Origin of the sequence: Bacillus sp. C28GYM-DRY-1, from assembly GCF_030519405.1 — a bacterium.
Taxonomy (GTDB): domain Bacteria; phylum Bacillota; class Bacilli; order Bacillales; family Bacillaceae; genus Bacillus; species Bacillus spizizenii_A.
On sequence record NZ_JAUMKF010000043.1, the window covers coordinates 1 to 2,614 of the forward strand.

Annotated in this window: 1 rRNA gene; it reads right to left on the reverse strand. The window is 54.1% G+C overall.

The features are described 5' to 3' along the window. Positions 1-2,614 (reverse strand): 23S ribosomal RNA (locus Q3W56_RS20500); the annotation flags it as partial.

Genomic DNA, 2,614 nt, shown 5'->3' on the forward strand with positions numbered 1-2,614 from the left:
GGTTAAGTCCTCGATCGATTAGTATCTGTCAGCTCCATGTGTCGCCACACTTCCACCTCAGACCTATCAACCTGATCATCTTTCAGGGATCTTACTTCCTTGCGGAATGGGAAATCTCATCTTGAGGGGGGCTTCATGCTTAGATGCTTTCAGCACTTATCCCGTCCGCACATAGCTACCCAGCGATGCCCTTGGCAGAACAACTGGTACACCAGCGGTGCGTCCATCCCGGTCCTCTCGTACTAAGGACAGCTCCTCTCAAATTTCCTGCGCCCGCGACGGATAGGGACCGAACTGTCTCACGACGTTCTGAACCCAGCTCGCGTACCGCTTTAATGGGCGAACAGCCCAACCCTTGGGACCGACTACAGCCCCAGGATGCGATGAGCCGACATCGAGGTGCCAAACCTCCCCGTCGATGTGGACTCTTGGGGGAGATAAGCCTGTTATCCCCGGGGTAGCTTTTATCCGTTGAGCGATGGCCCTTCCATGCGGAACCACCGGATCACTAAGCCCGACTTTCGTCCCTGCTCGACTTGTAGGTCTCGCAGTCAAGCTCCCTTGTGCCTTTACACTCTGCGAATGATTTCCAACCATTCTGAGGGAACCTTTGGGCGCCTCCGTTACCTTTTAGGAGGCGACCGCCCCAGTCAAACTGCCCACCTGACACTGTCTCCCCGCCCGATAAGGGCGGCGGGTTAGAAGGTCAATACAGCCAGGGTAGTATCCCACCGATGCCTCCACCGAAGCTGGCGCTCCGGTTTCCAAGGCTCCTACCTATCCTGTACAAGCTGTACCAACATTCAATATCAGGCTGCAGTAAAGCTCCACGGGGTCTTTCCGTCCTGTCGCGGGTAACCTGCATCTTCACAGGTACTATAATTTCACCGAGTCTCTCGTTGAGACAGTGCCCAGATCGTTGCGCCTTTCGTGCGGGTCGGAACTTACCCGACAAGGAATTTCGCTACCTTAGGACCGTTATAGTTACGGCCGCCGTTTACTGGGGCTTCAATTCGCACCTTCGCTTACGCTAAGCGCTCCTCTTAACCTTCCAGCACCGGGCAGGCGTCAGCCCCTATACTTCGCCTTACGGCTTCGCAGAGACCTGTGTTTTTGCTAAACAGTCGCCTGGGCCTATTCACTGCGGCTCTCTCGGGCTTGCACCCTAACAGAGCACCCCTTCTCCCGAAGTTACGGGGTCATTTTGCCGAGTTCCTTAACGAGAGTTCTCTCGATCACCTTAGGATTCTCTCCTCGCCTACCTGTGTCGGTTTGCGGTACGGGCACCTCTCACCTCGCTAGAGGCTTTTCTTGGCAGTGTGGAATCAGGAACTTCGCTACTAAATTTCGCTCGCCATCACAGCTCAGCCTTATGGGAAACGGATTTGCCTATTTCCCAGCCTAACTGCTTGGACGCGGATATCCAATACCGCGCTTACCCTATCCTCCTGCGTCCCCCCATTGCTCAAATGGTGAGGAGGTGGTACAGGAATATCAACCTGTTGTCCATCGCCTACGCCTTTCGGCCTCGGCTTAGGTCCCGACTAACCCTGAGCGGACGAGCCTTCCTCAGGAAACCTTAGGCATTCGGTGGAGGGGATTCTCACCCCTCTTTCGCTACTCATACCGGCATTCTCACTTCTAAGCGCTCCACCAGTCCTTCCGGTCTGGCTTCACAGCCCTTAGAACGCTCTCCTACCACTGTTCGAAGAACAGTCCGCAGCTTCGGTGATACGTTTAGCCCCGGTACATTTTCGGCGCAGAGTCACTCGACCAGTGAGCTATTACGCACTCTTTAAATGGTGGCTGCTTCTAAGCCAACATCCTGGTTGTCTAAGCAACTCCACATCCTTTTCCACTTAACGTATACTTTGGGACCTTAGCTGGCGGTCTGGGCTGTTTCCCTTTCGACTACGGATCTTATCACTCGCAGTCTGACTCCCAAGGATAAGTCATTGGCATTCGGAGTTTGACTGAATTCGGTAACCCGGTAGGGGCCCCTAGTCCAATCAGTGCTCTACCTCCAAGACTCTTACCTTGAGGCTAGCCCTAAAGCTATTTCGGAGAGAACCAGCTATCTCCAGGTTCGATTGGCATTTCACCCCTACCCACACCTCATCCCCGCACTTTTCAACGTGCGTGGGTTCGGGCCTCCATTCAGTGTTACCTGAACTTCACCCTGGACATGGGTAGATCACCTGGTTTCGGGTCTACGACCACGTACTCATGCGCCCTATTCAGACTCGCTTTCGCTGCGGCTCCGCATCTTCTGCTTAACCTTGCACGGGATCGTAACTCGCCGGTTCATTCTACAAAAGGCACGCCATCACCCGTTAACGGGCTCTGACTACTTGTAGGCACACGGTTTCAGGATCTCTTTCACTCCCCTTCCGGGGTGCTTTTCACCTTTCCCTCACGGTACTGGTTCACTATCGGTCACTAGGGAGTATTTAGCCTTGGGAGATGGTCCTCCCGGATTCCGACGGAATTTCACGTGTTCCGCCGTACTCAGGATCCACTCAGGAGAGAACGAAGTTTTGACTACAGGGCTGTTACCTTCTATGGCGGGCCTTTCCAGACCTCTTCATCTACCTCGTTCCTTTGTAACTCCGTA